22 protein-coding genes and 1 pseudogene are annotated in these 23,962 nt (G+C 63.9%); 11 read left to right on the top strand and 12 right to left on the bottom strand.

The window, feature by feature from the left end; all coding sequences use genetic code 11:
- Positions 1-159 precede the first annotated feature (159 nt).
- A complete protein-coding gene (locus RAD16_RS06345) occupies positions 160-1,347 on the bottom strand; it encodes an acyltransferase family protein (RefSeq protein ID WP_458157026.1) in 1,188 nt (395 codons plus the stop codon).
- A gap of 151 nt (positions 1,348-1,498) precedes the next feature.
- Here RAD16_RS06345 and RAD16_RS06340 point away from each other — a divergent pair.
- From RAD16_RS06340 to bamD, 3 genes and pseudogenes are all read left to right on the top strand, one after another.
- Positions 1,499-1,690: pseudogene (locus tag RAD16_RS06340) on the top strand (GrlR family regulatory protein); the annotation flags it as partial.
- Between the two features lie 159 nt (positions 1,691-1,849).
- The gene (locus RAD16_RS06335) at positions 1,850-2,080 is read left to right on the top strand and encodes a hypothetical protein (RefSeq protein ID WP_458157025.1); all 231 of its coding nucleotides are present in this window, start codon (positions 1,850-1,852) and stop codon (positions 2,078-2,080) included.
- 225 nt (positions 2,081-2,305) lie between these two features.
- The gene (bamD, locus tag RAD16_RS06330) at positions 2,306-2,707 is read left to right on the top strand and encodes an outer membrane protein assembly factor BamD (RefSeq protein WP_458157024.1); all 402 of its coding nucleotides are present in this window, start codon (positions 2,306-2,308) and stop codon (positions 2,705-2,707) included.
- Between the two features lie 81 nt (positions 2,708-2,788).
- Here bamD and RAD16_RS06325 read toward each other — a convergent pair whose 3' ends face one another.
- Positions 2,789-3,931: a transporter substrate-binding domain-containing protein gene (locus RAD16_RS06325; RefSeq protein WP_458157023.1), complete on the bottom strand. Its 1,143-nt coding sequence runs from the start codon at positions 3,929-3,931 to the stop codon at positions 2,789-2,791.
- A gap of 411 nt (positions 3,932-4,342) precedes the next feature.
- Between RAD16_RS06325 and RAD16_RS06320 the strand changes: the two genes are divergently transcribed.
- A complete protein-coding gene (locus RAD16_RS06320; protein WP_458157022.1) occupies positions 4,343-5,611 on the top strand; it encodes a serine hydrolase domain-containing protein in 1,269 nt (422 codons plus the stop codon).
- A gap of 155 nt (positions 5,612-5,766) precedes the next feature.
- A complete protein-coding gene (locus RAD16_RS06315) occupies positions 5,767-7,389 on the top strand; it encodes an ABC-F family ATP-binding cassette domain-containing protein (RefSeq protein ID WP_458157021.1) in 1,623 nt (540 codons plus the stop codon).
- A 188-nt stretch (positions 7,390-7,577) separates the two neighbouring features.
- Here RAD16_RS06315 and RAD16_RS06310 read toward each other — a convergent pair whose 3' ends face one another.
- Positions 7,578-9,782 (bottom strand): alkaline phosphatase family protein, encoded by a 2,205-nt coding sequence (locus RAD16_RS06310; RefSeq protein WP_458157020.1) that lies wholly within the window; start codon positions 9,780-9,782, stop codon positions 7,578-7,580.
- Between the two features lie 256 nt (positions 9,783-10,038).
- Here RAD16_RS06310 and RAD16_RS06305 point away from each other — a divergent pair, with 256 nt between their 5' ends.
- Positions 10,039-10,914: an MBL fold metallo-hydrolase gene (locus RAD16_RS06305; RefSeq protein WP_458157019.1), complete on the top strand. Its 876-nt coding sequence runs from the start codon at positions 10,039-10,041 to the stop codon at positions 10,912-10,914.
- A gap of 50 nt (positions 10,915-10,964) precedes the next feature.
- Here the strand turns inward: RAD16_RS06305 and RAD16_RS06300 are convergent, their stop codons facing one another.
- From RAD16_RS06300 to RAD16_RS06290, 3 genes are all read right to left on the bottom strand, one after another.
- Positions 10,965-12,056 (bottom strand): type II asparaginase, encoded by a 1,092-nt coding sequence (locus RAD16_RS06300; RefSeq protein ID WP_458157018.1) that lies wholly within the window; start codon positions 12,054-12,056, stop codon positions 10,965-10,967.
- 223 nt (positions 12,057-12,279) lie between these two features.
- Positions 12,280-12,528 carry a hypothetical protein gene (locus RAD16_RS06295; protein WP_458157017.1) on the bottom strand — a complete coding sequence of 83 codons (249 nt, stop codon included), beginning with the start codon at positions 12,526-12,528 and terminating at the stop codon, positions 12,280-12,282.
- A 119-nt stretch (positions 12,529-12,647) separates the two neighbouring features.
- Positions 12,648-13,610 (bottom strand): alpha/beta hydrolase, encoded by a 963-nt coding sequence (locus RAD16_RS06290; protein WP_458157016.1) that lies wholly within the window; start codon positions 13,608-13,610, stop codon positions 12,648-12,650.
- A 140-nt stretch (positions 13,611-13,750) separates the two neighbouring features.
- On the opposite strand from RAD16_RS06290, the gene RAD16_RS06285 reads away from it, so the two are divergent.
- A complete protein-coding gene (locus RAD16_RS06285) occupies positions 13,751-14,428 on the top strand; it encodes a nitroreductase (RefSeq protein WP_458157015.1) in 678 nt (225 codons plus the stop codon).
- A 63-nt stretch (positions 14,429-14,491) separates the two neighbouring features.
- Positions 14,492-14,773 carry a hypothetical protein gene (locus tag RAD16_RS06280; RefSeq protein WP_458157014.1) on the top strand — a complete coding sequence of 94 codons (282 nt, stop codon included), beginning with the start codon at positions 14,492-14,494 and terminating at the stop codon, positions 14,771-14,773.
- Between the two features lie 27 nt (positions 14,774-14,800).
- Here RAD16_RS06280 and RAD16_RS06275 read toward each other — a convergent pair whose 3' ends face one another.
- The 3 genes from RAD16_RS06275 to RAD16_RS06265 are packed head-to-tail and all read right to left on the bottom strand — an operon-like array spanning position 14,801 to position 17,427.
- Positions 14,801-15,919, bottom strand: coding sequence for an HD-GYP domain-containing protein (locus RAD16_RS06275; RefSeq protein WP_458157013.1), 1,119 nt, complete (start codon positions 15,917-15,919; stop codon positions 14,801-14,803).
- Between the two features lie 47 nt (positions 15,920-15,966).
- Positions 15,967-16,305 carry a PilZ domain-containing protein gene (locus RAD16_RS06270; protein WP_458157012.1) on the bottom strand — a complete coding sequence of 113 codons (339 nt, stop codon included), beginning with the start codon at positions 16,303-16,305 and terminating at the stop codon, positions 15,967-15,969.
- A gap of 3 nt (positions 16,306-16,308) precedes the next feature.
- Positions 16,309-17,427: a DUF2336 domain-containing protein gene (locus RAD16_RS06265; RefSeq protein ID WP_458157011.1), complete on the bottom strand. Its 1,119-nt coding sequence runs from the start codon at positions 17,425-17,427 to the stop codon at positions 16,309-16,311.
- A gap of 306 nt (positions 17,428-17,733) precedes the next feature.
- Between RAD16_RS06265 and RAD16_RS06260 the strand changes: the two genes are divergently transcribed.
- Together RAD16_RS06260 and RAD16_RS06255 are read left to right on the top strand one after the other, a co-directional pair.
- Positions 17,734-18,681: a helix-turn-helix domain-containing protein gene (locus tag RAD16_RS06260; protein WP_458157010.1), complete on the top strand. Its 948-nt coding sequence runs from the start codon at positions 17,734-17,736 to the stop codon at positions 18,679-18,681.
- Positions 18,682-18,718: 37 nt separating this feature from the next.
- The gene (locus tag RAD16_RS06255) at positions 18,719-19,309 is read left to right on the top strand and encodes an NADPH-dependent FMN reductase (protein WP_458157009.1); all 591 of its coding nucleotides are present in this window, start codon (positions 18,719-18,721) and stop codon (positions 19,307-19,309) included.
- Positions 19,310-19,412: 103 nt separating this feature from the next.
- On the opposite strand, the gene RAD16_RS06250 is transcribed toward RAD16_RS06255, so the two are convergent.
- From RAD16_RS06250 to RAD16_RS06240, 3 genes are all read right to left on the bottom strand, one after another.
- Entirely contained in the window at positions 19,413-21,494 is a 2,082-nt protein-coding gene (locus RAD16_RS06250) for a methyl-accepting chemotaxis protein (protein WP_458157008.1), read from the bottom strand.
- Between the two features lie 146 nt (positions 21,495-21,640).
- On the bottom strand, positions 21,641-22,426 hold the full coding sequence (locus RAD16_RS06245; protein ID WP_458157007.1) for a 2-keto-4-pentenoate hydratase: 786 nt from the start codon (positions 22,424-22,426) through the stop codon (positions 21,641-21,643).
- A gap of 15 nt (positions 22,427-22,441) precedes the next feature.
- Positions 22,442-23,053, bottom strand: a complete 612-nt coding sequence (locus tag RAD16_RS06240) for a TetR/AcrR family transcriptional regulator (RefSeq protein ID WP_458157006.1) — start codon at positions 23,051-23,053, stop codon at positions 22,442-22,444.
- 126 nt (positions 23,054-23,179) lie between these two features.
- Between RAD16_RS06240 and RAD16_RS06235 the strand changes: the two genes are divergently transcribed.
- Positions 23,180-23,956: a crotonase/enoyl-CoA hydratase family protein gene (locus RAD16_RS06235; protein ID WP_458157005.1), complete on the top strand. Its 777-nt coding sequence runs from the start codon at positions 23,180-23,182 to the stop codon at positions 23,954-23,956.
- Positions 23,957-23,962 lie beyond the last annotated feature (6 nt).

Genomic DNA, 23,962 nt, shown 5'->3' with positions numbered 1-23,962 from the left:
GCTCCGCCATGCGACGTTGCGTTGCAGCTATCAATAAACCGGAGGCTTGACAGCCCGGGCGAGCAGGACGCGAGCTACCATGAAAGTAGGCGCTGCCTGCAACGTCGGCGACTCCAAAACAGCACGCATTAAGCAAGTGCCGTAACGCCGCCTTCTTGGCTACAGGACCTTGCTCGCGCCAGGAATCTGTCGCAGCGCGCGCGTCAGTGCCCAGCTGAATGCGACTGTCAGGACGAAGCCGACCGTCGCCTTGACGATCGCCGGCAGGTCGTAATCGAACAGCCAGTACTGCAGCCACAGCGCGATCGGGTAGTGCACCAGGAACATGCCAAAGGCGTCTGCCTGCATCGGGTCGAGCAGCCTGGCTGTGCCTGATTGCTTGAACCTCTGAAAGAAAGCCAGGATCAGGAACATGATGGCCACGCTGAAGACGGTGAAGCAGATCGCGTAGAGCCCTTCATACCAGGCGGGCAACGGCGACGGATTGCCGAGGATCTCCCGCTTGATGAAGATCAGTCCCCAGAGCAGGCAATACGGCACGATGGTGAGCACCATCCAGTCCCAGCTGACCTTGGCCATCCGGCCGTCCGCGGCGAGCAGGCCGCGATCCATATTCGCAAGGCCGATGCCGGCGCCGAAGAAGAAATAGCTGGCATAGAGCATCACCCGCCCGAGCTGCACCGAGAACGGCCCGAACTCGAACCACCTGCTAGGTCCATAGTGGATCAGGCCGGGAACGTAGAACGCGGCGGTGACGGCCAGCATGACGGCGAAGAAGACTGCCGGCCGGCGGCGGCCGTGCACTGAAAGTCGATTGATCGGGTCGAGCAGGGTGGGGCTCAGCCGGTGCAGCAGGCAGGCCACCAGGTCGAAGGCGAACAGGACCCAGAGGAACCAGATCGGCCCGCTCGGCCACGGGCCCTTGGTGATCATGGTCCGGTAGTATTCCGAAAAGCCGATTTCGGGATGGTGTCGAAGCGAGATGGCATAGTAGGCAATCGGAATGATCGTGAAGGCGCAGATCACGAACGGCAGGCCGAGCCGAAGCAAACGGTCCTGCAGATAGTTCGCCGCTCCCTTCCGGGCGATGCCGGACCAGGCGAATAGCCCCGACAGGAAAAAGAACATCGCCATGAAGAAGCTGTCGGTGGCGAGCACGATCATGTCGAAGCCGAAGAAGAACTTCGGATCGGTATGGCCGAAATAGGTGTAGGGGATCACTGCGTGATGCAGCAACACAACCAGGGTCAGAAACGTCCGCGCCCGGTCGATCGCGAGATTGCGGGACTTCACCCTGGGTATGGATTGCGCATTGACCGGTGCGACAGCATCGAGAGTTGCGGTCATGCTTCCCCTCCCATCCTCGGAGCAGCAACGTCACGCGTCTTGAACCTGCAGACCGGAAGCTTGCCACCCGCCTTCCGTTCGGCCGACCTGTTTGGCTTGTAGATTTGGCCCCCTGCGCGGGCGGAGGCTTGACTTGGATCAATCCTGGAGCTGGGCGGGCGAGATGCTGAAGCAGGAGCACACGCCGGCGAAAGGCGGGAACCCTGCCTTCGGCGGCTACGAGGTCGGGATCGGCTTCTCCGGGACCTGCACGGCCGAGAGCGGCGAGCGCGAAGGCATCGCGCCTGCCGGAAAGCGCAGCCTGCGCCTTGCGGCCTCGCTGAGGCTGATGAGAAGGGCGTAGGCGGCCGACAATTCCGTCGCGTCTGCTGTGTTTTCGGAAGGCGACGTTGAGGGCGTGCACCCGGATATTGGTCTTCAACCAATTGCAGGCATAAACGGTCTGCAAACCTTATTCCCGGAGAACCGCTAGCTGAGACGGCCTTGTGCTACCATGGCGAGCATGTCCCGCTTCGGCATTCGTTCCACCGTTCTGCTCGTCCTCATCGTTGGGGGCACGGCCAGTATCTACGTGTTCTTTGGCCTCTATTTGCTGATCGGGCTGATTGCGTTGAACCTGGTCTGCCTGCTGTTCGTCCCGATCGCCAGGCGGTACGGATGGGGTGCTGAAGGACGCCTCACGAGGCATCTCAGTCGTCCACGGTTCGAAGACGAAAGCCGCAAAGCCAGTTGAAGGGCACCGAGGCAAGATGAGTCAGTAGCTGACGTTGTGAGGGGAGGGCATTCAAGCCCTGGAGTCCGCTAAGGGCTGTCATCGGACACCAGATATCGGGCAGCTGGGAAGTCGGCTAAGAGCCATGTTGCGGACGACCTCGATGTGCTGCGTCCAGCAAAAGTCTCCTTTGAGGGCAGAGCATGAAAGTGATCTTGGCTGAGTATGATAGCTCGACTAGCGACGTTGGTTTTTCTTCTCATCCTTCTCGCAAACTGGCGTCCGCCGCAGGACGGAACAGTCAGGGTTGCGGAAAGCGCTGGTGGTGTGCAGCAATCGGAATGTGAGAGAGACTTGGCCGTTGGCCGATACTATGTCGGCAAGCGCGATTATGTCGCTGGAATCAATCGCTTTAAGAGCATAATTCAGAAATGTCCCGCGTTTTCAGGCGCGCCGGAGGCCCTGGCTCACCTTGCTAAAGGATACTTGGTCCTCGGCATCCCATCAGAGGCGCAAACCGCTGTCGCGGTGTTGGAGCGCATGTTTCCAACCACTCAATTCACCGCGGATGCACGCAACGTCCTAAGTACAGCTGGGCTGGTGCCGCTAGAGGATAAGAAGTCCTGGATTGCGCTCGCCTTTCAGTAGGTAAAAAGGCGACCCGCTTGTTCGCGCCGTGGCGCTCTCTGACGCGGCGGGCGCAGGCTGCCGACAATGTCGTCGCGAAGCTCAGCGCTTGCCGAACCATTCTTCGTAGATTCTCTGGTAAGTGTCGTTCTCGCGCAGCGCCAGAAGCGCTTCGTTCACGTGCTTGCGCAAGGGGCTGCCGGTCGGGAAAACGATGCCGTAGTCTTCCTTGTGGAATACGGCGCCAACGATCTTTGCCAGTCCTCTGCCGTCGTGGGTCTCGTAGTAGTGCAGCACGGGTGCATCGAATACGACGGCGTCGATCTCCCGGTTCAACAGAGCATTGTAGAGATCATCGACTTTCTCGAACTCGAGAACCTGAGCCTTGGCCTCGTTCAGGTAGACTGCCGCGGTGCTTCCCCGTGTCGTGCCGACCGGCTTCCCGACCAGATCGCGCGGACCGTTAATCGGTCCCTTGATCTGCTGGACCGTCAGAGTTGCCGTCAATTGCGCCGTGTAGAAAGCCACGAACACGACGCCAGTGAACATCCAGAGCACCGCCACGATCCGAGCCACCCAGTGCCGGGGCATTTGATCCGCCTGTGTCGCCAGGGTGCCTGCGGCCCAGAACATGGCATGGAAGATTCCCGGGAAATACTTCGCGCTCGGAATGATTCCATTTTTGTGGTGCCGTTCCACCAGGAAGATCAGATGTGCCGGGATGAGGATCAACAGCAGCGCAATGCCGAGCCAGATCAGAAGCGTACGGGAGAAGAACAGCTGCATCAACTCGCGCAACGGATTCGGATCGACATTGGCCGCAGTGCCACGCACCAGGATTTGCAGGCCGGAATTCATGATCGGCTGAGAAAAGTCGAACCTGTTCTCGCGGTCGGACGTGATCGAGATGGCCGCGATCGCCAGATCCGCTCGACCTTGTTCGACGGCGTCAAGCAATTCGCCGACGTCTGACATGACGACGTATTCGGTCTCGCAGTTGAGCCGGCCGCCAATGCTGTTCCAAAGCTCGATGCTGAAGCCGCTCAGAGTCCCATTTTTCTCAATGACCATGGGAGGGACTATTCTGGTCGCCACCTTGAGCTTGGTGGTCCCACCTTCAGCCATGGAGCAGGTGATACACGTCAGCAGGACCAACACGAGCCCGCGGGCGATCTTGGCCGCAAGCGCGTCAAGCAGCCAGACGCCACTTGCGCGAAGACGACCCGAGAGATCAGGGCGAGGCATCAATGGTTTCCCTGTCGAGAGCCGCGTTGTCTGCGTGTGCCCAGGGCGTGACACTGGTTACGGATTGACGGCCGAGCCTAACACAAGACGGTCACGATGCGACGCGATCACCGTCGGGGTCAGTCACCAGCGTGGGTGTTCGAATACCCGTCCGATGACAAAAGGCGAGCCGGTAGCGGCAAGTCCGCTATGGCCGCATTGGCGGCTACGCCTCGTGGCGCGCTTGGCGCCAAAAGCGGGTAGGGACCTGGAAGGGCGAGATGCTGACTCCGTCCACCCGCAATGATAGCATGAGGCTCGTCACCGGACTGCGAGGTTGTTCTCGAAAGCGTACACGCAAGAACGTTTGAGGAGACGAGTCCAATGAATTGGGACGCGCACTGCAGGCCGCGCGGTTGCAGCAGGCTCTTAGTGTCTGTCACTCTTCTCTTCGGAGTCTGGGTGCCGTTGGCATGCGCACAGGACGTCCGAAGCTCTTCCGGTGCTCGTGACGGAAGCGAGGCGGGGCCGGTCTTTTCGGATAGCGGCCCCGACGCTGATATCTACGGCGCGGCCGAGGGCTATCCGGTCGGCACGCGGGGGACCACCACCCAGCTCGACAAGCTTGTCGGGGTCTACAGCCATTTCGGCGAGATCTATCCGTCGCGCCCGATCGGTCGCGCGACGGCCCCCTGGCGCTTCAAACGCGCGCCAGAGCCATCCATCGCCTATAGTTTCGGCACGGAACGGCTGAGCATCGCGGACTACCTCAAGCGCAACCCGGTCACGGGGCTTTTGATCGCCAGGGACGACACCATCCTGTACGAGCACTATCAATATTCGCGGACCGATCACGACCGCTTACTTTCGCAGTCCATGGCCAAGACGCTGGTGGCCATGCTGGTCGGGATCGCGGTCTCGGAAGGACGGATCAAGTCGATCGACGACCTCGTCTCAACCTACGTCCCTGGTCTCGCAGGAACGGAATATGGAAACACATCCATCCGGTTCTTGTTGAATATGTCTTCGGGCGTTGAATTCTCGGAAGTCTATGATGGGAAGGATGACATAGCCCGGCTTGGGCGAGCCCTGTTCGTTGAAGGGACAAAGGATCCCGCCGCCGTCGTCGCGCAGTTCAATACCCGTGCCGCACCGCCGGGTACCCGATGGCACTATGCAAGTGTGGAAACTGAAATACTGGGCCTGGTCCTGCGCTCCGCCACGGGCACGCCGGTTGCAGACTATCTCCACGACCGGATCTGGGATCCCATCGGTGCCGAAGCGGATGCCTCATGGGCGATAGATGGTAGCGGCCAAGAGATCGCTTTCTGCTGCTTCAACGCAACTCTGCGCGACTACGCGCGTCTGGGCCGGCTGCTCGCACACGACGGCACTTGGGAAGGTCGTCAGTTGATCCCCCGGCAGTGGCTGTTGGATGCCACGACCGTCAGGCCAATCGATGGTCATCTCGCGCCGGGAGTCGCCACCTCCTATTTCGGCTACGGCTATCAGACGTGGCTCCTCCCTGGCGCGGAGCGCAGATTTGCTCTGCTCGGCATACGCGGTCAGGTCATTCTGGTCGATCCGGCCTCGAAACTCGTGATGGTGCACACTGCCGTTCGCCAAAAGCCGTCTGAGCCGGGAGCCCTCAGGGAGCCGCTTGCATTGTGGTCCGCCGTGCTTCAGCAGCTCGGGCAATGATTGCGGCCCGGCTGGCGCGATTTGGGGCGAACGCGGACGGCGAGCTGGTATCCCGGGCGCATATCTGGCGGGGCGAATCCGGGCCTTGCCGGGCTTCCCCCGGGAGCCCGTATGGCCTATGACGCTGCAACGCAAAAATCCCCCCAAAAGACCCCATGATCCGCCTCGACAACGTCAGCAAGCAAGCCGGCCACCAGATCCTGTTCATCGAAGCCTCCGCCGCCCTCAACAAGGGCGAGAAGATCGGGCTCGTCGGGCCGAACGGCGCCGGAAAGACCACTTTGTTCCGGATGATCGCCGGGGAGGAACTGCCCGACGAGGGGCAGGTCTCGACCGATCGCGGCATCACCATCGGCTATTTCAACCAGGACGTCGGCGAGATGTCTGGCCGCAGCGCCGTGGCCGAGGTGATGAACGGGGCAGGGCCCGTCAGCGAGGTCGCGGCCGAGCTGCGCGAGCTCGAGGCCGCCATGGCCGACCCCGACAAGGCCGACCAGATGGACGAGATCATCGCGCGCTATGGCGAGGTGCAGCACGCCTTCGAGGAGCTCGACGGCTACGCGCTCGATGGCCGGGCGCGCGAGGCCCTGTCAGGCCTCGGCTTCAGCCAGGAGATGATGGACGGCGACGTCGGCAAGCTCTCCGGCGGCTGGAAGATGCGCGTGGCGCTGGCGCGCATTCTCTTGATGCGCCCCGATGTCATGCTGCTCGACGAGCCGAGCAACCATCTCGATCTCGAAAGCCTGATCTGGCTGGAGAAGTTTTTGCACGATTACGAAGGCACGCTGCTGATGACCTCGCATGACCGCGAGTTCATCAACCGCGTGATCTCGAAAGTGGTCGAGATCGATTCCGGCTCGCTCACGACCTACACCGGCAATTACGAATTTTACGAGCAGCAGCGCGCGCTGAACGAGAAGCAGCAGCAGGCGCAGTTCGAGCGCCAGCAGGCGATGCTGGCCAAGGAGATCAAGTTCATCGAGCGCTTCAAGGCGCGCGCCTCGCATGCGGCCCAGGTGCAGAGCCGGGTGAAGAAGCTCGACAAGATCGAGCGCGTCGAGCCGCCGCGCCGCCGCCAGAGCGTGGCCTTCGACTTCCCGCCGGCGCCGCGCTCGGGCGAAGACGTCGTCGCCCTGAAGAAGGTGTTCAAGGGCTATGGCGCCAAGCGCATCTATGACGGCCTCGATTTCATGATCCGCCGGCGCGAGCGCTGGTGCGTGATGGGCGTCAACGGCGCCGGCAAGTCGACGCTGCTCAAGCTCGTTGCGGGCGCCAGCGAACCGGACGAGGGCACGGTCGCGCTCGGCGGCAGCGTCAAGATGGGCTATTTCGCGCAGCACGCGATGGATCTGCTCGACGGCGAGCGCACCGTGTTCCAGTCGCTGGAAGACCAGTTTCCGACCGCGGGGCAGGGCTCCTTGCGCGCGCTCGCCGGCTGCTTCGGCTTCTCCGGCGACGACGTCGAGAAGCGCTGTCGGGTGCTGTCAGGCGGCGAGAAGGCGCGCCTCGTGATGGCCAAAATGCTGTTCGATCCGCCGAACTTTTTGGTGCTGGACGAGCCGACCAACCATCTCGATCTCGCCACCAAGGAAATGCTGATCACGGCGCTGGCGGATTTCGAAGGCACCATGCTGTTCGTCTCGCATGACCGGCATTTCCTCAGCGTCCTGTCGAACCGCGTGCTGGAGCTGACGCCGGAAGGCATCCACCAATATGGCGGCGGCTATACGGAATATGTCGCGCGGACCGGGCAGGAAGCGCCGGGATTGCGGAGCTGACCGGGATCGGTAGCCCGGATGGAGCGCAGCGCAATCCGGGATTCGTGCCACGCCGGTGGTGATGCGATGCGGATGGTTCGGCCCCGGATTACGCTTCGCTTCATCCGGGCTACAACCAAATCGAGAGAGTTGCAATAAACTCGCGGGATGGACGCCGATCGGCGCCCATCCGTTGTGGCTGTCGATCGCTACCGCAGGATCTCGCGCAGCACTTCGCCATCGACCCCATGCGGCCTGACGCCCAGGATCTGCATGATGGTCGGCGCCACGTCGAGATTGCGCATGCGGCGGATGGTGGTGTTGTCGCGGATCTGCGGACCGGCGGCGATGAAGGTCGCGCTCATCACCGGCAGCTTGGGATCGTGGCCGTGGGCCCCGTAGAAATTGGGCATCGACAGCATGGTCGTCGCCGCGTTGAACGGCGTATCGCCGAGCCGGGCGACGCCGGGGCTCTGGATGCCGTCGAAATTATAGCCCGGCGCCATCAGCGCGAACACATCGCCGAAGTCCTGGCCGATGGTCTTGCTGGTGCACTGCCCGAGGCCGGCTTCGCACTGGAGCGGGCGGGTCTCTACCACCGTGAAGAGACGTCCGCCCTCGAGCGAGCCGTTGAATTTCGGGTTCGGGTCGACCGCGTTCTTCACGGCATCGGTGATCTGCGTCACCAGCGCGGTGTAGGTCGCGGGATCGACGGTGCCGCCGGACTCGCGCTGCTGCAGGTTGACGTAGATGTTGACCGCCGGCCCCGAGGTGCGGATCGCCACCTTGGTGGTGTCGATGCCGGCGTTCTTCAGGATGTTGGTCATGCTGACCGAGGTGTGGAACGGTGCAAAGCCGTGGTCGGACACGACGATCACGTTGCTGTCCGGGCCGGCCGCGTCGGCAATCCGCTTCACCGCCTTGTCCGCCGTCTGATAGGCGAAGCGGATGTAGGATTTGTAGCGGGCGACCTTGGCGGCATCCTGGTTGGCGCCGATCGAGTTCGGGTCCTTCGGGTTGGTGCCCTGGCGCGGATCGGTGAGCAGGAACTGGTGCTCGGAGCCGTCGGGCTGCTCGATATAGACCATCACGAGGTCGGCGTCGGGATTGTTCTTGATGGCGCGCTCGCCGATGTCGGCCTGGTAGCGCACGAAGGTCTTGACCATGTCCTCGAACATCGCCTCGATCTCGACGTCGGGGAAGTTGGTGAAACCCGGGCTCAGCCGCTCCGGAATGCGGAAGTCGGCCTGCGGACGCCAGAACCCGATGCTGTTGTTGATGTCGTCGACATCGGCCAGCACGGGTGCGTTGCGCGGGATGTAGTTGGCGCCGTAGCGGGCGAATCGCACCACCGACAGATCGGGTGCGAGCTGCGAGACGTAATAGGCCGCGCCGACCTTGGCGCCACTGCCCTCGAAGAAGAACGGGGCGTTCTCGCCACCGAATTTTGCGTAAGCCGGACCGGTTGACGGCGGGGCGAAGGGGCCTGCCGGGATGCCGCGCGTGGCGTCGAAGAAGACGAGGGTGTCGTAGTTCACCTTGTTGTCGTTGGTGGTGTCGAGCGCCGCAACGCGGATCGCGTATTTGAGGTCCTGCGTCGCCGCGCTGGTGCAGGTCGCGGTCGACGCCGAGGCGCATGAGAACGTCTCGATCGGATTCGACGTCGCCAGCACCGGGCTGAACGAGAAGCGGCCGGCCGCCTGGAGGGCCGCGCTCACCCCCGCGTCAGTGGCGAAGTCCGTCTTGGAGAGCGAAAAGCCCTGGGCGCTAAGGCCGCCGAATGCACCGAACGGCACCGTGTAGTCGGTGACGCGGATCGGCTGGGCCGGCTGCACCAAGGTGCCGTTGATCGAGACGTCGGCGCCGTCGCCGCCCGGCCATGTCGCGGTGACCACTTTCTTGCCCTGCTGGCGCAGCTGCACCCACAGCGGCAACGCCGTCAGGTGCTGCGAAGGTCCGAGCGGGCTCTCACGATAGCCGCCGATCGGCGCCGCAAAGCCGCTGATGCTCGAGGTAACAGGCCCGACGATCGCCTGGAAGGTGTTCGAGGGGATGTCGTTGTGGACCGCGTTCGAACCGGTCGCGATCTCGATATGCGACACCGCCGTGAGCGAAGGCGAGGCCGTGATGTTCTGCAACGCCACTGCGCCATGCCGGCTCAGCCGCGCCAGGCCGCCGTCACGCGGCAGCACGCCCTCGTCGATGAACTGCTGGATGAAATCAGGCTTCGCGCCGTCGAGCGAGATGAGGACCACCGGCGATCGACGTCCGTGATGGCCGTGATCGTGACCGCGGGAATTGTCGGAATCGCGGCCGCGATTGTCGTTGTCGGCGTATGCGGGCACAGCCGTGCCGGCCAGCGATGCCGCGAGCGAGAGCGACGATACCAGCGTGAAGAGACTTTTCTTGTCCACGTCCTGCCCCGTGATCTTTTCTGCTGCACAATCTGTGCGCGTTTCACCTCAGATGACACGTGGAGTATCGAGTGCGGCCGACGACGAGCGTGTGACGCTTGAGCGACGCGTATGCGTTGCTGCGCGGATATTGTCGCAAGAGTCCACGCAATGTTTGGCGCGTGAGTGATGGGAACTCGGCAACGCAGGCCTGCGCACACCCGCCTTGAACGCCGCGAACCCGTTCGTTACGCTTGAGAAAAATCGGGAGGGGCGCGTGAAGCAGTTGAAGATCGGCGACATCACCATCGATGCGGTGATCGAACGGGAAGGGCCGTGGCGGCGCCCACAAGATTTTTTTCCGGCTTATGACGACGACATATTCAGGCGTCATCTTCCGACCATGGAGCCGGAGGTCTATGACGCCGCGCGCGGCATGATGGTGATCACCTATCAGACCTTCGTGGTGCGCACGCCGCGCTACACCATTCTGGTGGACACCTGCACCGGCGAGGACAAGGGCCATCCGCCGCCGTTCGATTTTCCGGGCAAGGAGCGTTGGCGCAACGAGCTGTTCGCGCTCGGCATCGGCTTCGAGCAGATCGACTATGTGTTCTGCACCCATCTGCACATCGACCACACCGGCTGGAACACGACCTTGCGTGACGGCCGCTGGGTGCCGACGTTTCCCAACGCGAAATATGTCTTCCACAAGGGCGAATATGCCGCCTGGGAGGCCGAGAACGCCAAAGGCAACAACCCGCCGGGCACGGTGTTTCGCGACAATTGCCTGCCGATCGTCCAGGCCGGGCAGGCGCTGCTGGTCGACGACGATTACGCGCTCGACGATACCGTCACGCTGACGCCGACGCCGGGGCATTCACCCTGTCATTGCTGCGTGAACATCTTCTCGAAGGGCCAGCGCGCGGTCGTCGCGGGCGACCTCATGCATCACCAGATCCAGTGCCGCGAGCCGGACTGGTCGGCGAAGCCGGATTGGGATGCCAAGCAATCGGCGGTGTCGCGACGGAAGTTCTTTGCCTCCGTCGCCGACACCGACACGCTGATCCTGCCGATCCATTTCCCGGCGCCGACCGTCGGACTGATCAAGCCGCTCGGCGCCGCGTTCGACTACCGTTTCAAGCGGGAGTAGGGCGACCGCGCTTCGGATGATCCAAGCGCATGATCCAGGCTTCGGATGGTCTAATAAGTGTAGAACATCCGCTGGATTTCCTTGCTGTCGGTCGTCTTGGTCAGCGCCAGCATCAGCAGAATGCGCGCCTTTTGAGGGTTGAGCGTATCCGAGACGATGAAGTCGTGTTCGTCGTCCTTGGCTTCGCCATTGCGCGCGACGATGCCGTTGCCGACACGGCTGCTCCGAACGATCGCGACGCCCTTCTTGTGCGCATCGTCGAGGGCCGGCTCGACCGCGGGGCGGGCAAGGCTGCCGTCACCGACGCCGGCGTGCACGATTCCCTTGGCCCCAGCGGCGACAAACGCGTCGACCGCGACCCGGTTCATGTTGGCATAGCCGTAGACGATATCGACCTGCGGCAGCGTATCGAGATTGGAGACGTCAAATTCGGAGTCCGCCGTGTGCCGGCGGGTCGATTGACGATAGAAGTACGGCTTGTTGCCCTGCATGTAGCCGAGAAAGCCGAGTTCGGGCGTGCGGAAGGTGTCCGCCGTCGAGGTGTTGTTCTTGGTGACGTCGCGTGCTGCGTTGATCTGGTCGTTGAGCGCCACAAGCACGCCCTTGCCGACGGCCTCGTCGCTGCCTGCCAGGATCACCGCATTGAAGAGATTGATCGGGCCGTCCGCGCTGATCGCCGTCGACGGCCGCATCGCGCCGACGATGACGACGGGCTTCTTGCTCTTGACGACGAGGTTCAGGAAATAGCTGGTTTCCTCGATCGTATCGGTGCCGTGGGTGATCACGATCCCGTCCACGTCGTCCTGCGCGAGGAGCGCGTTGACGCGTTTGGCAAGCTTCAGCCAATAGTCATTGTTCATGTTCTCGCTGGCGATCTGAAAGACCTGCTCGCCCTTGACGTTGGCCACGGTTTTCAGCTCGGGAACGGCGTTCAGGAGGGTGTCGATGCCGACCGTGGCTGCGGTGTAGCCGACCACGGTGGTGCTGCTCGCCCCGGTGCCGGCGATCGTGCCGCCGGTTGCGAGAACCATGACGTTGGGCAGACCGGGGCCTCTCGCATTCGCGGCCTCAAGACTGATGAGCAGCGCGAACAGCACGCTCACTGTCGCCACGATCTGATGACGCACTCGAAGTTGCCACATCTTGACGTCCCTCTCCTGAAAACCCTCGTCGATGCGCCCCGTTTCGCTCAGCGCTGCATGATCCGTCAGTCCTGGCTTTCTGTCCAGAGTGGCGGTGATTTTGATTTGCGCGTGCGGCGGGTGCGGAAGAGGTTCGTCAAACGAGCATGGCCGGGACAAGCCCGGCCATGACGAAATCGATGAGGCGATTGCTCACTAAAGAGGCCGCGAATTCGCAGCGTCTTTACGCGCTGACCTCGCACTTCTTCATGAAGCTGTTCTTGGCGGCACCGGCGAGCGGCTTGCCGTCGGCGCTGACGGCCTTGGGCGCGCAGGCGTCGGCCTTGCACTTCTTCATGAACGAGGTCTTGGCGGCGCCGGCCAGCGGCTTGCCGTCCTTGCCGACCGCCTTGCTCTCGCAGGTGTCGTCCGCGAAGGCCGAGCCGGCTGCAAAGGTGGCAACGATCGCAGCCAGGAAAATCCGCTTCATCATAGGTGTCTCCCTAAACCAAAAAGATGGCGGGCGAATTGGAGACCGGAATCGTGGCGCAATCAAGCTGGATCGATGCGCGCCATGGCCATCATCGCGGATTTTTGTCCGGTCGGGATCCTCTAGGCGCCGCGCATCAGCAACGCCTTGAAATCGGAGCGCGCACGCTGCGCCTCGGCGCGCGCGACCTCGGAGGCCTCGCCGAGGCCGAAAAAGCCGTGGATCAGGCCGGCGCCTTCATGGTGCTTGACCCGCACGCCGGCGGCCTCCAGCGCGCGCGCATAGGCGGCGCCCTCGTCACGCAGGGGATCGAACCAGGCGGTGGTCACGATCGCGGGCGCAAGGCCCTTGAGCGACGTCGCACGGAGCGGAGAGACCCGCCAGTCGGCGGCGTCCTTGGCATTGGCGAGGTAGTGGCCGCAAAACCATTCCATCGTGGCGCGCGTGAGGAAGTAGCCCTCGGCATTCTCGTCGCGCGACGGAAAGCGCGCGTTCTCGCGTGCATCGGCATAATTGCCGACGACGTCGGTGACGGGATAGACCAGCAGTTGCGCGGCGAGCGCGATGCCGGCATCGCGGCAGGCGATCGCGGTGGCGGCGGCGAGATTGCCGCCGGCGCTGTCGCCGGCAACGCCGAGCCGCTTGGCATCGCCGCCAAATTCCGCGACGCGGTTGAAGACGTCACGTGCGGCGGCAAAGGCGTCCTCGTAGGCGCCGGGAAAACGCACCTCCGGCGGGCGACGGTAATCGACGGACACGACGACCGCGCCGGTCTCGATCGCGAGATTGCGCGCCTGCCGGTCATGGGTCTCGAGATCGCCCGCGACCCAGCCGCCGCCATGAAAGAACACCACGGTCGGCGCGGGGACGGTGCCGACGCGATAGACGCGGGCATCGAGCGGGCCGGCGCCGCCTTTCACCTTGATATCCTGTACGACATCGACGGGCGGCGGCGGCACGGCCGCGCGCGAGGCAGCCAGTGCGCGCAAGGCATCGCGGGCGCTCTGTGGCGTCATCGTGGTGGGATCGCGCAGCGGCAGCAGCGGAATGATCTCGGCGATGACGGGATCGAGCGGTGCGGGCATTGCTTTAGTCCTCGGGTCGTCCTTGGGCTGGGTTCTTGGTCTTGCTTGCGGGTTAGCATAGATTTGGCGCACCGCATCGGCAACCGATTACGCGTTACAATTGCAATGCCGCGGAATGAACGGGCAGGGAGGCCAAACAGGTGGAATTCGAAACGCTGATCCAGTCACGCCGCAGCGTGCGCGGTTTCAAGAACGAGCCGGTGCCGCGCGCCGTGGTCGAGGCGATCATCGAGAGTGCCAAGCGCGCGCCGTCGTCGATGAACACCCAGCCCTGGCATGTCCACGTGCTGACGGGCGCGCCGCTTGAAGAGGTGCGCCGCCGCAACATGGAAGAGATGGTCGGCGGCGCCAAGGTCAAGCGCGACATCATCAGCCATGGCGAATATCAGGGCGTCCATCGCAACCGCCAGGTCGACATCGCCAAGAGGCTGTTCGGCGCGATGGGGATCGCGCGCGACGACAAGCCGATGCGCCAGGACTGGGTGCTGCGCGGCTTCCGTCAGTTCGACGCGCCGGTCTCGCTGGTCTTGACCTATGACCGCGTACTCGATCCCGGCGCGGTCTGCCATTTCGATCTCGGCGCGCTCTGCTACGGCATCGTGCTCGCGGCGTGGGACCGCGGCCTCGGCTCCGTCATCAACGGGCAGGGCATCATGCGCTCCGACATCGTGCGCGAGGTCGCGAAGATTCCGGAAGAGGAAGTCATCATGACCTGCGTCGCCATGGGCTATCCCGACGACAACTTTGCCGCGAATGCGGTGCGCTCGGATCGCGAGCACAATCAGGAGTTCGTGCGTTACGTCGGTTTTGCCGATTAGCACGATAGGCCGACTCGTCGAGAAGAAGATTCTCTCACCGAAATTTTTCGTGCGGAGTCCTCGATGGCCCTTGCAATCTCGATCGTGCGGGAGGAACAATATGCGGACGAAAGGGTTTGTTGCTGGCGCGAGGGAATTGATATGCGGCGGCTGGCTAGCCTGGTGCGACGGTTGTTCGGTCCGCGAGTGCGGCGCCCGATCGATGATGATCCTACTCTCCCCTTCACACCCGAGGAGTTCAGTCGGCTGATCCGCAGCGGCAAACGCGAGGACATGAAGCTGCTCGCGGAAGGGCTCGCATGCCGCTCCATCCCGCACCGCGCCAGATACCGCGCGACGCACTGAGGTTTGTGTCGGGGATAGTTGTCGCGCTCACCGCGTGAGGGCGACCTGTTTGAATGATGCGACCAGCGCCTTCTCCAGCTTTCCATTCATTCCGCAGAGAATGTTGTAAGCCTCGGCGCGCGGCATCGTCGGCTTGTAATGGCGATGCTCGATCAGCGCCGCGAAGATGTCCGAGATGGTGAGGATCCGCACGATGTCGCCGATGCTCTCGGCGCAGAGCGCATCCGGATAGCCGCTGCCGTCGAGATATTCGTGATGATGGCGCACGGCATCGAGGATCTCGGGCGAGATCCCTTCGTGTTCCCTGAGGAAATCGTAGCCCGCGGCCGGATGCGTCTCGATCATGGCGCGCTCGTCGGGATCGAGGCGGCCCGGCTTGTCGAGGATGGCGAGCGGAATCCGCGCCTTGCCGATGTCGTGGAACATGGCGGCCGAATAGACGCGCTCCAGATCGGCTCGGCCGACGCCGAGGCTGAGGCCGAAGTCGATCGCGACGCCGGTCACGAGCAGGCAGTGCTGATAGGTTCCCTCATGGTGGCGCCGTACCGTCGTCAGCCATTCGGACAGGCCGTGCTGGGTGATGCGATCGGCAATCTGCCGGCCGGCTTCCCTGGCGCCGTCGACATCGACCGGTTGGCCGAGCGTGACGGAGGTGAACACCGATGCGATCGCGGTCGCTGCGGTCTCGACCGCATTGTCGGGTTGCGCCTGACCGCCCGAGGTGGACACCGGCTCGGCGGTATCGGACAGCGCCGCGAGCAATCTGCTCCGGTTGACCACGCCGGGAAGCACCAGCGTCGCGCCGAGCGCGTAGGCCTGCGACACGCAGACATGCGAGGTGTGCTCGAGCAGGAAGATGCGTTTCCTGGCTTTGACGAGCCTGCTGGCCCGCTTCTTGATGGCTGCGATATTGTCGACATCGCGCAGCTCTACGCGAATGACGATGGCGGAGGGCACCTGCGACAGCTTGGCGTCGGCGTCGAGCCGTTCGCCCGCAACGGTGAATCGCTCTTCGAGCATCGAGCAGACGCGCGATAATTTGTCGGAGGAGTCGGCCAGCACATGCACGAACGGGCGCGCCGCCTCTTTCTCCCGAGTGGCTCCGTCGCGATTGACGGAGCCTGATATGGTTCGCGCGTTCTGCACTGGTTGACCTGAGACCTGATGTCCAATGCGTGAAGTGAAATCCGGAATTATTGAGCGGAGCCCTGGGTTGAGACTTTGGCGGCGGCTGCTGGCGCGCTCGCCGACTTCTTCTTGCCGTCTGCCGTGATGAAGTGGACGCCGGCCGTGGTGCCGTCGATCCAGACCAGCTCGCAGCGCCGATAGGCGAGCCCCGTCGACGACAGCACCATGAAGAATTCCTTGGCCTGCAGCACGTCGAGCGTGCCTTCGACCTCGATCTTGGCGCCGGTGTTCGATACGTCGAGCAGCACGCAACTGCGCCGCCATGTGCCGTCGGAGCCCATCAGGTTGACGGGCTGCCGGTGGTCCATTTTCACGCGAGAGGCTTTGCGACCGTCGAACTTCATCGGTTAACCCCCACCTTTTGCGCCGCGATGTCCCGTATCGCTCGTATTGGCGCGTGCTGCAATTTCCCCCCAGCGCACCGTCCATTGGCTGGTCGACAACAGAAGCGTTTCGAAGATGTGTTGCGCGCGCTCGCGCTCCGCAAAAGAGAGCCGTGCGCCGCTGCGATTGCTCAGGATGGCAAGCGTGGTCGCCCAGTTCAGCCGCGAGGCGCGGCAGGCCATGACCAGGCCCTCGCAATCGCCGTCGGTCATGACGTGCTCGACGATCTCGACCGGCGCGCCCGAGAGCACCGACAGCGCCGTGACCAGATTGGCGGTTTCGCCGCGGATCGCGAAGCGGTTCACCGTGGAATTGTTGAGCTTGCCGACGCGGCTGAGGGCGACGATCTCCGGCCTCGCATTCGCATAGTCAGCCGGGCAGGGCAGCCTGGTTGTGACCGGCACGGATGCGGGCGCCGGCGGCACAGCGAAGGCGTTGGGCTTGGCCGGTGCTGCCTTGCCGGGAGAGATCTTGCCGGAGGAGACGGAGAGCAGTTTCCGCACGACGAGGTCGGGCGTATCCGGCCGCAGCACCAGCGCCTTCGTGACCTCATCATTCTGCCCGTGCCGGTCGATCAAGGCGGCATAGGCGGCGTGGGAGAATTTGGCTCCCTGGTTCTTGATCAGCGCAAGGCAGAGTGCAGGGCCAGCGTGCCTGATCAGCGCCTCGGTCACGTCGGGCGCGATGCTGTCGCGGGCGCCGATCGCAAATTGCTGCCGCTCGCTGCGCGTCGCCGCGATTATCGCGAGATCGGCCGCGGACAGTGCCTGCGATTTGAGGAGGAGCGGACAGGCGATTTCCGCCTTCTCATGCGAGGCCAGATGGCGCAATGTCTCCCGCGGCGCCACGTTCAGCTCGGCAAGTGCCTTGCTGAGCTCGACCAGCGCGTCGGGAGCAACCCGCTCGGCAAGGCGCAGCAGGACGCCGTCGACCACGTTGACGAGCATGTCCTGAGGCAGATTGCCGCTGGCTGCGAGCAGGCGGACTATTCCCGTTAGGATGCGTACGCAGCGCTCCGGCGGGCTGTTTACGACCGCGTCTTCCAATTCAGCGAGACTATCGGCAGGCGAATTTGCCATCATGGCAGGAGCCTGAATTTAAAATAACTTTGACGATCCAACGCTCATCATTGCGCCTGACATGCGTTAATTTTGGATTTGAGGCCGGTTTGTCTCGGGTATCAGCGCACCATCCGCTTCACCGGAAACGCTATCGAAATTCGGCGAGCTTCGCGACTCCTGCTTGTCCTTTGGACGGGACACTCGCCAACTGATCAGGACACGTTAGGATGATTCTTTCGGTCTAACGGGGAAACCGAAAGGGGGACCAGCGAACCGGGGCATTGCCGCCGGACGCGCGCAGATCGCGACGCTGCGTCTTGTATCGCCATGAACAATGCTGATGACGCGCCGAATTTGGCGCCAAAGATATTCCGCTTTTCCGACGTCGATGAATTTCGAAATGCCATCCGCGGCCTGAACTTCGAGTTCACGCCCTTCGTGCGGAGGATTTCGGCCGAACAGACCATTCTGTCGCTGCCTGGCTGCGACGTGAATCTGACGCGGGCATTTCCCCGCGTCGTCGATGCGCAGCTCGTCGACAATTGCACGGCGGTCGGCTTCACGATGGACGACCTCGACGTGCCCGTACGGTTCAACGGCGCGCAGCGCGCGCGGCCGGTTGTCGTGATCGGTAGCGGTGGGGCCGCCTACACCGCGATCGAGGAAGTGCAGCGACACATTGCCTCGGTGATCTTCCGCCCCGAGGTTACTGATCGCGGCTGGCCGCGGGCGGCGCTGAGCTTCAAGATCTTCGAGACGACCGCCGCGAGCCTCAACCGGTTGCGCGGCGTGGTTGGGGAGGTGCTAGCCGCAGCGTCGGAGCCGGTTGATGCGTCGGACCTGCCGTTGAAGGCCGCGGCCATGAAGGAATCCCTGCTCGGCGCCGTCGACGGCGCATTCGAGAGCGTCGTTCCCGCACGATGGACGCTGCGCCCCAATGACGAGCGGAACTTCAAGATCTTCCAGGACATCCGCGCGCTGCTGTCCGAGGACCTCTCGCAGCCGATCTACAGCGAAGAGATCGCGCGCAAGCTCGGCCTGTCCGTGCGCACCATGCACGACGTCGTCCGCCGCTATCGCGGCATGAGCCTGCACCGCTATCTGCGCCTGCGCCGGCTGTGGCTGGTGCGCCGGCGGCTGCTCGCCGGCGCCGACAGCGTCAAGGCCGTCGCGCTGGCGTTCGGCTTCTGGCATCTCAGCGATTTCTCCAGAAGCTATCGCGATCAATTCGGCGAGACGCCGTCGGAGACGCTGGAACGCGGGCGCAGGCGATAGCACGACAAACCGGCGGGGTTTGTGTTAGCTTGCGCCCATGAGCAATCGCATCCTCGTCCTCTACGGTTCCTACCGTTCCGACCGCATGGGCATCCGCCTTGCGAATTTCGTCATCAATCGCTTGCGCGGCCGCGGCGACGACGTCGAGTTCATCGACGCCAAGGCCATCGGCCTGCCGATGCTCGACCGCATGTACAAGGAATATCCCAAAGGGACGGCGCCCGAGGCGCTGGAGAAGCTGGCTGGCCAGATCCGTGGCGCCGACGGTTTTGTCTTCGTCACTGGCGAATACAATTGGGGCATCCAGCCGGGCCTGAAGAACCTCACCGACCATTTCCTCGAAGAATGGTTCTGGCGTCCGGCCGCGATCGTCAGCTATTCCGCCGGCCGCTTCTCGGGTGCACGGGCCGCGACCGCCTGGCACGGCACGCTGTCGGAGATGGGCATGGTGGTGGTGTCGAGCACGATCGGCGTCGGCCCGATCGCGCAGTCGCTGTCGGCCGAGGGCGAGCCGATCGGCGACGGCGGCAAGGCGCTGGAGCGCGCGTTCCCGCGCTTCGCCGAGGATCTGACGTGGTGGATCGAAGCGGCCAAGGCGCAGCGGGCAAGGAAGGCGCCGCCTTATTGAGGTGCTGTAGCCCGGATGGAGCGAAGCGCAATCCGGGGCGGTGCCGATGACGTCAGAGATCCCGGATTACGCTTCGCGCCATCCGGGCTACGAAGCCCCGGGCCTACGCGGCCCTGACCTCGCCGAGGAAGCGGTCGAACTGGCCGGCGAGGTCGCGCGACTGGGTCGAGAGCTGCTCGGCCGCGCCGAGCACTTCCTTGGCGGCCGCACCGGTGTCGTCGGCGGCGCGCTGCACGCCTGATATGTTGGTGTTGACCTCCTGGGTGCCGCGGGCGGCCTCCTGGACGCTGCGGGAGATCTCCCGGGTCGCCGAGCCCTGTTGCTCGATCGCGGCCGCAATCGCGGTGCCGATCTGGTCGATCTCGGCGATGACGTCGGCGACGTTGCGGATCGCGGCCACGGTCTCGTCGCTCGCGGACTGGATCGCCGTGATCTGCTCGGAGATCTCGGTGGTGGCCTTGGCGGTCTGGCCGGCCAGCGACTTCACCTCGGAGGCGACGACCGCGAAGCCGCGGCCGGCATCGCCGGCGCGGGCGGCCTCGATGGTCGCATTTAGCGCCAGCAGATTGGTCTGCTCGGCAATGCTCTGGATCAGCGTGACGACGTCGCCGATCTTCTGCGCACCCTCGGCGAGCGCGCGGGCGGTGTCGCCGGTGCGGCGGGCATTGTCGACGGCGCGGGCCGCGATCTCGGTCGATTGCGCGACCTGACGGCCGATCTCGGAGATCGACGAGGTCAGTTCCTCCGTGGCGCTGGCGACGGTCTGCACGTTGGTCGAGGTCTGCTGCGAGGCGGCGGCCACGACCGCGGCCTGGCTGTTGGTCTGGGACGCCGTCGAGGTCATCGACTGCGCGGTGATTTCCATGGTGGAGGAGGCGCGGGACAGGCCGCCGACCAGTTCGGTGACCTTGGCCTCGAACGCGCGGGTGAGGCCGTCGAGCGCCTGGGCGCGGCGCATCTTACCGTCGTTCTCGGCCTGCTTCTCGGCCGCGAGCCGGTCGGCGCGGATCATGTTGTCCTTGAACACCTGGACCGCTGAGGCCATCGCACCGATCTCGTCGGAGCGCTCGGCGCCGGGGATCTCTTCGGCGACCTCGCCCTCGGCAAGGCGAGACATCCGGGTCGTCAGGCTGACGATCGGGGCGCAGACGCGGCGGCGGACCATCACGATGAGGCCGGCGCTGGCGATCAGCACGGCGAGGAGGCCGACGAGCGCGATCGTGAAGCTGGTGCGCGCGGCGGAGGAGGCGCCGGCGAGGATCTGCTCGGCATTGTCATAGAAGGCGTCGCGGACGTCGATGATGGTGCTGAGGCCGCGCTGCGTCGAGGCGTAATAGGTCTCCATATCATGTTCGTATTTGCCGCTGACCGCGCCGTCCTTCACCAGCTTGAGCTCGCGGCCGAACTCCTCGATATAGATCGCGTTGAACTTCTCCAGCGCCGCGGCGACATTTGCAGGCGTCGTCGGATTGCCGCGCAATTCCTGGAGTGTCATCACGATCTGGTCGTTGCGGCCCTGCGAGCGGCTGATGTCGGCCTTCTCCGCGTCGGTCGCCGGTTTCTTGCCCCCGACGAGATTCTTGTGCAGGCTGGAGTTGAAGCCGCCGACGTCGCGCAGCGTCATCGCGACGTTGGCGTAGCTCGCTTGGCGGTACGCATCGCCATTGAGGATCGCCATGCGGCGGACCTGCTCGTTCAGCAGAGCGGTCACGCTGCCGTTGAGCACGGCGTTGTCGGCGACGATCTTTTTGGCGGCGTCCTTGCGCGCCTCCGGCGGTCCAGCCATCGCCCTGTCGATGGCCTCGCGCAATGCGCTGAATTTCGAGTTGATGCCGTCGATATTGCTGCCGATGGTGCTGCCGTCGTCGAACGGGCCGGGCAGCTCCTTGCGCAGAGCGTTCATCTTGTCGCGGGCGCCGTCGGTCTGCTTGCGCAGCTTATCGTGCTCGGAGAGCTGTGCGGGGTCGTAGGTCGCGGGGCCGTAGAGGATGTTGGTGGCAAAGCCGCGCTCGGGGTTGAGATAGCGCGGGATGTCGCTGACGGCGCGGACGATCGCGAGCCGCCCTTGCGCCTCGCTGATCCTGTCCATGGTCTGGTACTTCGTCACGGCGACGTAGACGGCAAGGCCGCCGCCAACGGTCGAGAGCGAGACGATGGCGGTGGTCAGCAGCGTACCGATTTTCATGGTCTGTCCGGCATTTGCGCAGGTGGAGAAAATTATTTTGCGCAAAGGATAGGCAGCCGGTGTTAACCGGGGGTTTACGTTGCCGCCCGGCATGCTCCTCCTGCATGCGTCCATTCGTCTAGGGCTGCGCCTCGCGCGGAAACGCTTCAGGCGTAGGTCGCGCTGACGGTTCCGAGTGCACCAAAGTCGGCGACATAGATTTCGCCAGCCTTCGGCCGCAGCATGCCCGTGAGCGTGCCGGTGCTGATCGTCTGCCCGGCCTTGAGGCCGATGCCGGTGCGCGACAGCTCATTGGCGAGCCAGGTCAGCGGCACCAGCGGATGGTCGATCGCTTCCGCCGCGCTGCCGCGGCGCCGCTCGACGCCGTTGCAATTGAGCACGACGTCCTGATTCGCGATGTCGCGGCTGCGCCAGTCGGCGATCGGCTCGCCGAGCACGATCGTTCCCGATCCCGCGCCATCGGCCAGGATCGCCGGCATCGGCGGAAACGCCGCATCGTGGATGAAGCGACATTCGGCCAGCTCGATGCCGGGATGCAGCGAGGCGACGGCATCGCCGATTTCCTCGACGGTGTAGGGCTTGGATCGGGGCGGAAGATCTGCGCCGAGGCGGGCCTGATACTCGACTTCCGGGATCGGGCTGCACTGCCTGGCGTGCTCGACATGCGCGGGCGAGGCCTTGATCATCGGCGCGAACACCCGCCCGTAGATTGGCGAGGAGGTGCGGAGCTGGCGCTGCAGCCCGGGCTTCATGCCGGCGATCTTCCAGCCGACGACGTCCCAGCCCAATTCCTCTTCCACCATCTGCGCGACGCGATACGCCGTGTCGGCATCGGGCGGCATCAGATGCGCATCGAGGCCGCTTTGCTGCCGGCTCTCGCGGCGCAAGGTGGCGAGATGGCGTGCGAGCTCGCGTCGTCGGGACAGGTCCATCGATGCGTTTCCAATCTATTCGGCGGTGCGGGCGAGGGCGGCGGACAGGATAGTCTCCAGCTCCTCCCGAACCTGATCGAGCGCGTCGGCGCTGCGGCTGGCGCGGCACATCGCGACCGTGCCTTCGATCGAGGCGACGACGAGTGTTGCGAGCCGCGCGGCGCGGTCGGCAGCCAATCCTTCGCGCAACAAGGCTGCATGCATGATCTGCCGCCAATCGGCGAACACACCGTCGGCGAGATCGAGCAAATGCTGCTGCGCCGTCTCGTCGTCCTTGTCGTGGGGCTCGCCGACATAGCGGTCGACGGCAACGGCGAGCACGGGGCAGCCGGCCTCGAAGCCGGTTGCTTCCAAATGGCGGCGCCATGATGCGACGAAAGCTCTGAGACCGCCGATCACGCCGCGTTCGTTCATGGCTTTCTCCAGGGGAATGGACACCTGCCTGCCGGCAAAGGTCACAGCTTCGGCGATCAATTGCCGTTTGCCGTCCGGGAAGTGGTGGCTGATCGAGCCGCGCGGCGTTGCGGTATGGCGGACTACGTCCCGCATGCTGGTGGCGTTGACGCCGCGGCGGCTCAACAGGTCGGCGGCGCCGGCGATCATCTTGTCGCGTGTGGTGGTGGTCATCAGGGGCCCGGATTCGAGTCTGGAACCACAATATGACGCTTGACATAGATGGCGCAAGTCGAAATATGACGAGTGTCATATTCGAGTGCAGGGGCGCCGGATCAGCGTCGTCAGGGAGAGAAACACATGAGCGAAGGTCAGATCCGCACCGAAGTGCACGGCCATGTTTTCAAGATCATCATCGACAATTCCGCGAAGAAGAACGCCTTCACGCCGGCGATGATGGAGCAATTGTCTGATGCGCTCACCGCGCTGCACGACAACGAGGCCTATCGTGTCGGCGTGGTCTGCGCCGAGGGGCGGGACTTCACCGCGGGTCTCGACATGCCGAAATTCTTCGGCCCAACGGCGGAGAAGCGCAATATCAAGGAGGGCAATGTCGATCCGTTTGGCCTTGCCAAGCGCTGCCGCAAGCCTGTGGTCACCGCCGTGCAGGGCATCGTCTTCACCATCGGCATCGAGCTGATGCTCGCCGGCGACATCGTGGTTGCGGCTGACGATGCGCGCTTCTGCCAGATGGAGGCCAAGCGCGGCATCGCGCCGCTCGGCGGCGCGCATTTCCGCTTCCTCACGCGCGCCGGCTGGGGTGATGCGATGTACCACCTGTTCCTGTGCGACGAGTTTTCGGCGCAGCGCGCGCACGCCATCGGGCTCGTGCAGGAGGTCGTGCCGCCGGGACAGCAGGTCGAGCGGGCGATGGCGCTCGCCGCCATCATTGCGAACAACGCGCCGCTCGGCATTCAGGTCACCAAGGAAGCTGCGGCCAAATACATCGAAGCCGGCGAGGCGGCGGCGATCGCGTACATTCCGAAAATCCGCGACCGCGTGCTGGGCAGCGCCGACGCCAAGGAGGGCATTCAGTCCTTCATCGAGCGTCGCGCAGCCGTCTTCCAGGGCCGCTGATCTCAG

The sequence above is a fragment of the Bradyrhizobium sp. 18BD genome, assembly GCF_054185225.1.
The sequence above is the reverse complement of the archived record's forward strand: the minus strand, read 5'-3'. Positions and strand labels throughout refer to the sequence as shown.